The sequence below is a fragment of the Faecalibacterium sp. AF10-46 genome (genome assembly GCF_003604105.1).
Taxonomy (GTDB): Bacteria; Bacillota; Clostridia; order Oscillospirales; family Ruminococcaceae; genus Faecalibacterium; species Faecalibacterium taiwanense.
Genome location: NZ_QVGY01000023.1, coordinates 1 through 6415, shown reverse-complemented (window position 1 = coordinate 6415; position 6415 = coordinate 1). Strand labels below are relative to the sequence as shown.

General features: G+C 55.4%; 5 protein-coding genes. All 5 read left to right on the top strand.

The window, feature by feature from the left end:
• The coding region (locus DWV57_RS14095) for a C40 family peptidase (protein WP_243112372.1) at positions 1 to 1974 on the top strand (1974 nt) is incomplete at its 5' end.
• 18 nt (positions 1975 to 1992) lie between these two features.
• A complete protein-coding gene (locus DWV57_RS14090; protein ID WP_120021109.1) occupies positions 1993 to 2244 on the top strand; it encodes a DUF4315 family protein in 252 nt (83 codons plus the stop codon).
• Positions 2234 to 2956: a DUF4366 domain-containing protein gene (locus DWV57_RS14085; RefSeq protein WP_120021108.1), complete on the top strand. Its 723-nt coding sequence runs from the start codon at positions 2234 to 2236 to the stop codon at positions 2954 to 2956. Before DWV57_RS14090 ends, DWV57_RS14085 begins: the two co-directional genes overlap by 11 nt.
• Positions 2953 to 5076 (top strand): DNA topoisomerase 3, encoded by a 2124-nt coding sequence (locus tag DWV57_RS14080; protein WP_120021107.1) that lies wholly within the window; start codon positions 2953 to 2955, stop codon positions 5074 to 5076. The genes DWV57_RS14085 and DWV57_RS14080 overlap by 4 nt, the downstream gene beginning before the upstream one ends.
• 97 nt (positions 5077 to 5173) lie before the next feature.
• On the top strand, positions 5174 to 6415 hold a 1242-nt coding region (locus tag DWV57_RS14075; protein ID WP_133303659.1), incomplete at its 3' end, for an antirestriction protein ArdA.

The following is a 6415-nucleotide window of genomic DNA, read 5'->3' as shown; positions in this document are numbered from 1 at the left end:
CAGGCAAAAGCCAAAGTCACCCAGACCATGACCCGTGACGGTCTGGTAGTGGAAAATCAGGCGGACGGCACCGTGGAGAACGTTTCCAGCCGGGAGGCAGAACAAGATTATTCTACGGATGCCGAGGGCAAGGCCGAAAAAATTCTGGAACGGGCCGAGGACATCAAGGACGAGCATAAAAATAAAAAGAAAGCGAAAAAGGCAGCAGAAACCGCAACCACCGCCGAAAGCGAAGATGGCCTGCACCGTTCCGCTGCCCGTTTGGAATTGACCGAGGAAGAACGGGCAGACCCGGCGTTGCAGCCGTATATCCAAAAGGCGGGAGCGAAAGCCGACAAACTGGATGCGGCCCGCACCGCCCTGCCGAAAAAGCGTGTTCCGGTCAAGGGAAAAGTCTACGATGCTGTCAGCGGCAAGGCAAAATCCACCCTGCGCTTTGAGCAGCAGGACAAAGGCCCGCCCAGCCTGAAACCAAACCCGGCCAGCCGCCCGCTATCGGAAGCGTTGCTGTTCGCTCACGGAAAAATCCACGAGGTCGAACACGAAAATGTGGGCGTGGAGGGCGGCCACAAAGGTGAAGAACTGGTGGAGCGTCAGACCGCCAAAGCCATCCGCAGCGGCATCCGGCACCACAAGATGAAGCCCTACAAGGCCGTGGAAAAGGCAGAGCGTCAGCTCATGTCTGCCAATGCAGAATACTTTTACCAGAAATCTTTGCGGGACAATCCGCAGATCGCGCAGTCCGCCAGCAATCCCATTTCCCGGATGTGGCAGAAACAGCGTATCAAGCAACAGTACGCCAAAGCTGCACGGCAGGCCGGACAAGCCGCCGCACAGGGTGCAGCCACTACCGCAGAAAATGGTTTCCGGGTAACAAAGCTGGCAGCCGAAGGCGGCGAACGGGTGGCCGAATTTGCTGCCCAGAACTGGAAAACTATTCTGATCGTGGCGGTGTTCGGTCTGCTGGCTCTGCTCTTGATAACGGGTTTGCAGTCCTGCACGGTGATGGCGGGCACCGCTGGGACCGGCGTGACGGCATCTTCTTATTTTTCCAAGGACAAGGATATGCTGGGTGCAGAGAAGGCTTATGCCAAGCTGGAACAAAAGCTGCAACGGTATCTCGACACCTACGAGGCCACCCACAACTATGACGAGTATCATTTTTATCTGGATGAAATCGAGCATGACCCCTATGTGCTGATCTCGATTTTGTCCGCGCTGCATGACGGCGTGTTCACACTGGCCGAGGTGCAGGGCGAACTTGAAATGCTCTTTGAAAAGCAATACATCCTGACCGAGACCGTGACCATGCAGATACGCTACCGTACAAAAATGATGGTCATTATTGGCCCGTATGGTGTGCCGCAAATTATCACCTACCAAGAACCGTATGAATACTACATCTGCACGGTCAAGCTGAAGAACAAAGATTTGTCCCACCTACCCGTGGAAGTGCTGACCGAAGAACAGCTCAGTGCCTATTCGCTCTATATGCGCACACTGGGCAACCGGCCGGATTTGTTCGGTAAAGCGCAGTACCCCAATGCGTCCACCATCAAGCAGCCCACCTACTACGATGTTCCCCCGGAAGCTCTCAAAGATGATAAGTTCGCCGCAATGATGGAGGAAGCCACGAAGTACATCGGCTACCCGTATGTGTGGGGCGGCAGTTCGCCCAGCACCAGCTTTGATTGCAGCGGCTACATTTCGTGGGTGCTGAATCACTCCGGCTGGAACGTGGGCCGCCAGACCGCACAAGGCCTTTACAACCTCTGTACCCCTGTTTCGACGGCGCAGGTCAAACCGGGCGACCTTGTATTTTTCAAGGGAACCTACGATACCCCCGGCGTGAGCCATTGCGGTATCTATGTAGGCAATTCCATCATGCTGCACTGCGGCGACCCTATCTCTTACACAAACCTCAACTCGAAATATTGGCAAGAACATTTTTACAGCTATGGGCGTTTACCGTGACGCCAGAAAGGATTTTATATGGCAAAAAGACTTTTCCGCATTGAGCGCGACATTGAACGGCTCAAAGAAAAAATCAGCGAATACCAGCAGCAGTTGAAAGAACTGGAAGCTGAAAAGACCGAACAGGAAAATTTGCAGATCATTCAGTTGGTGCGCAGCATGAATATGAAGCCGGACGAGTTTGCGGCCTTCCTGCGCAGCGGTGCGCTGAACGCCGCTCCTACCGTCACCCCGTACCACAAACAGGAGGATGCCGCCGATGAAACCTGACAACTGGAACCGTTTCGCTGCCGGACTGCTGGCTATCCTGCTCTGCCTCTGCTCCTTTTCCATGCCCGCTTTCGCAAGCGGTACTGACCCTGCCCCGGAACCTCTGCCGGAGATTATCGAAGAAGAACCCACTACGGGCGGCATGGAGCCGGAGGGTGTGCCCATCACGCCCAAGGGCAATGCAACACTGGTGGATGACTTTTACGGCGACAAGCAGCTTATCACCGTGACCACCAAGGCTGGGAATTATTTTTACATTCTCATTGACCGTGCCAACGAGGACAAGGAAACGTCCGTTCACTTCCTGAACCAAGTGGACGATGCCGACTTGCTGGCCCTGCTGGATGAAGAACCGCAGACCACCGAGGTCTGCACCTGCACGGTGAAATGTGAGGCAGGAAACGTGAACGAAAACTGCCCCTTGTGTGAAAAGAGCCTGCGGAGCTGCACGGCCCCGGAAGCAGTGAAAACCGACACCGAAACGCCGCAGGAAAAACCGAAGTCCAGCATGGGCAGTCTGATGATCCTGCTGGTGCTGGCTCTGACGGGCGGCGGTGCAGCCCTCTATTATTTCAAGTTCCGCAAGCCCAAGGCCGACACCACCGGGCACGATGATCTGGACGAATACGATTTTGGCGAGGACGAGGATGCAGACGAGGAACCGGCTGAAATCGAGATTCATTCGGAGGATGGACAGGAGGACGAAACATGAGCTTTCAGCTGGTGATTGCCGAAAAGCCCAGTGTGGCCCTCAGCATTGCCGCCGTGATCGGGGCCGCTGAAAAGCAAAACGGCTACTGGCAGGGCGGTGGGTATCTGGTCAGCTGGTGCATCGGGCATCTGGTGTCCTTTGCGGAGGCGGGTCGGTACGATGAAAAATACTGTAAGTGGAAGTATGAAGATTTGCCCATCCTGCCTCAGCCGTGGCAGTTCATCGTCCCGGACGAAAAGAAACAGCAGTTTGAAATTGTGCGCGCCCTGCTCAACCGCCCGGATGTGGACAGTGTGACCGCCGCAACCGACGCAGGCCGGGAGGGAGAACTTATCTTCCGTTTCGTCTACCAAATGGCCGGCTGCACAAAACCTGTGAAGCGGCTCTGGATTTCCAGCATGGAGGATGCCGCCATCCGGGAGGGCTTTGCAAACCTGCGCCCGGATTCGGACTACGACGCGCTATACCAGTCGGCCCTCTGCCGCGCAAAGGCGGATTGGCTGGTGGGCATCAATGCAACGCGGCTGTTTTCGGTGCTGTATCACAAAACCCTGACGGTGGGCCGGGTGCAGACCCCGACACTGAAAATACTGGTGGACCGGGATGCAAAAATTCTGCGCTTCCAGAAAGAAAAGTATTATACGGTCGGTATCCAGTCCGGCAGCCTGAAAGCGGACAGCGGACGCATTGCGGATGCAGAAACCGCAAATTCTCTCAAAGAAAAATGCACAGGTGCAAATGCAGTCTGCACGTCCATTCGGCGAGAGAAAAAGGCGGAACAGCCGCCCAAACTTTATGACCTGACTACCTTGCAGCGGGAGGCAAACCGCCTGTTCGGCTTCACGGCAAAGCAGACCCTTGACTATGCCCAGCAGCTTTACGAAAAGAAACTGCTGACCTATCCCCGCACGGACAGCCAATATCTGACCGAGGACATGGGCCAAACGGTACAACATCTTGTGTCTGACCTACTGGGGCTGCTGCCCTTTGCTCAAGGGCTTGCACTTGCCCCGAATGTGGGCCGGGTGCTGAACAGCAAAAAGGTGTCGGACCACCACGCCATCATCCCCACGTCCGAATTTGTAAAGCAGGGTTTCACTGGTCTTGCCGAGAGTGAATGCAAGCTGATGAACCTTGTCTGCTCCAAACTGCTCTGCGCGATAGCCGCGCCCCATGAGTACGAAACCGTGACTGCGGTATTTTCCAGTGCAGGAAATGAGTTCACCGCCAAGGGAAAGACCGTGCTTGTCCCCGGCTGGAAAGAGATCGACCAACGGTTCCGCTCCACCATGAAAGCAGACGGCGAAGAAGAAGTGGAAAGCCTGAACACCCTGCCGGAACTGGCCGAGGGGCAGAGTTTCCGCGTAACTTCTACCGTATCGGAACACTTCACGTCCCCGCCGAAAGCCTACACCGAAGATACGCTCCTATCAGCAATGGAGCGGGCCGGGGCCGAAGATATACCGGAGGACAAGGTGAATTGCTTCGCAGGAGCAAGAGAGGGTGGTCTGGGCCATGCGGAACGCAAAGGACTGGGTACACCCGCCACCCGCGCCGCAATTCTGGAAAAACTGGTGCAAGTGGGCTTTGTGCAGCGCAAGGGCAAGCAGCTTGTCCCCACCAAGGATGGCATCAATCTGGCGGTGGTTCTGCCGGAAAGCCTGACCTCTCCCGCTCTGACTGCTGAATGGGAAAACCGTCTGACCGAGATTGCCAAGGGCAATGCAGACCCGGACGAGTTCATGGCCGAAATCGAGGCGCAGGTGCGCCAGCTGGTCAAGACCTATTCCTGCATCAGCGCAGACAAGCAAAACCTGTTCCAGTCAGAACGGCTCATCATCGGCAAGTGTCCCCGGTGCGGAGAAAATGTCTATGAGGGTAAAAAGAACTTCTACTGCGGGAACCGTGGCTGTCAGTTCGTGATGTGGAAGAATGACCGCTTCTTTGAGCAGCGGAAAAAGGTGTTCACCCCGAAGATTGCCGCCGCTCTGCTCAAAAACGGCAAGGCAAAAGTCAAGGGCCTCTACTCCGAGAAAACAGGCAAAACTTATGATGCAACGGTGCTTCTGGAAGATACGGGAGGCAAGTACGTCAATTACCGGGTAGAGCGTAAAGAGTAAGGAAAAATACGAGGGCCGGTTATGGTAAGGTGAAGCATTCATTTTGCCATAACCGGCTCTCTCTATCCGTAGGATAGCAAAAAAGGAGTGTGACCGAATGAGCGAATTGTTTTCCATCCAGCTGCAAAATCGGCAGCAGCAAGGCAGGGATGGCGTCTGGCTGGACCTGCCCACCACAACCGAACAGGTACAAGCAGCCCTGCGGCAAATCGGCATTTCGTCTGATAATCCGCAGGGCCTTTTTGTTTCCGGCTACTTTGCCGAGGAAGAAAAGCGTTTTGCGATTCCTTACAACATGGTGCTGGCATCCAGTGTGGATGAATTGAACTTTCTGGCGGCACGGCTGGAAACGCTTTCTGCGGGGGAACGCGCAGAACTGAACGCCGCCCTGCAAGCCCCGCGGAGTGAGCTTTCCAGCATCGGGAAAATGACCGACTTTCCCGAAAACGTGGACTATTATGTACATCTGCCGGAGGTACACGGGCCTGCCCAGCTGGGCGACTACTATCTGAACCGCTCCGGCATGGTGGATATGCCGGAAGAATGGAAAGGCGGCATCGACACGGCGCAGTTTGGCCGGTATGTGGCCCAGCAGGAGCAGGGCGCGTTCACCCAGTACGGCTACCTTGTCAAAAGTGGGGACGAGTGGCAGAAAGTTCACGAGGGCCAGCCCGTGCCGGAGGAATACCGGGTGCTGTCCTTTCCTGTGCCGGAAATCCTGCGGGATGCAGCCAACATCCCGCCGTCTGTTCAGCCTGAAACGGAACCGCAGAAAGTTATTCCCATTATCCTGAACGGCAAGGACAGTGCGGAACGAATGAAAGAGATAACGGACCGGCTGGAAACAGGGATTCAAGAGCTGTTCGACAGCGACCGCTACAAAGCCTACCTTACCACGATGGCGAAATTCCACAATTACAGCTTCAACAACACCTTGCTGATCGCCATGCAGGGCGGCCAACTGGTGGCGGGCTTCAACAAGTGGAAAGACACGTTCCACCGCACCGTAAAGAAAGGCGAAAAAGGCATCAAAATCCTTGCTCCTGCGCCGTACAAGGTCAAGCAGAAGATGGAAAAGCTGGACGAACAGGGCAAGCCGATTCTGGACAAGGACGGCAAGCCGCTGACGGAAGAAAAAGCGGTGCAGATTCCGGCCTTTAAGGTGGTTTCCGTGTTCGATGTCAGCCAGACCGAGGGCGAACCGCTGCCATCTATCGCAGTGAATGAACTGTCCGGCAGCGTGCAGGACTATCAAGATTTTTTCAAAGCGTTGGAGCAAGCTTCCCCGGTGCCCATCGGGTTTGAGGACATCGAGGGCGGGGCGCACGGTTATTTCCAC

Coding starts and splice junctions, on each gene's coding strand:
- DWV57_RS14090 (WP_120021109.1), top strand. CDS start 1,993: ATGGCAAAAAGACTTTTCCGCATTGAGCGCGACATTGAACGGCTCAAA.
- DWV57_RS14085 (WP_120021108.1), top strand. CDS start 2,234: ATGAAACCTGACAACTGGAACCGTTTCGCTGCCGGACTGCTGGCTATC.
- DWV57_RS14080 (WP_120021107.1), top strand. CDS start 2,953: ATGAGCTTTCAGCTGGTGATTGCCGAAAAGCCCAGTGTGGCCCTCAGC.